Source organism: Enterobacter sp. UPMP701 (assembly GCF_053709515.1).
Window position 1 is genome coordinate 1 of record NZ_JBSKJN010000062.1, and the last position, 428, is coordinate 428.

1 protein-coding gene is annotated in these 428 nt (G+C 59.1%); it reads left to right on the forward strand.

Annotated features, from left to right (window positions below; genetic code table 11):
- Window positions 1-428, forward strand: a 428-nt coding sequence (locus ACWKXT_RS24360; protein ID WP_263874796.1) for a phage tail protein, incomplete at both ends; no start/stop codon positions are given.

Below are 428 nucleotides of genomic sequence, written 5' to 3' on the forward strand. Positions count from 1 at the left end.
AAACCGGCATACAGCAATAACATGGCCTGGTGTCTGTGGGATATGCTGACCCATCCACGCTACGGCATGGGGAAACGTCTTGGTGCGGCGGATGTGGACAAATGGGCGCTGTATGTCATCGGCCAGTACTGCGACCAGTCAGTGCCGGACGGCTTTGGCGGCACGGAGCCGCGCATCACCTGTAATGCGTACCTGACCACACAGCGCAAGGCGTGGGATGTGCTCAGTGATTTCTGCTCGGCGATGCGCTGTATGCCGGTATGGAACGGGCAGACGCTGACGTTCGTGCAGGACCGACCGTCGGATAAGGTGTGGACCTATAACCGCAGTAATGTGGTGATGCCGGATGATGGCGCGCCGTTCCGCTACAGCTTCAGCGCCCTGAAGGACCGCCATAATGCCGTTGAGGTGAACTGGATTGACCCGGA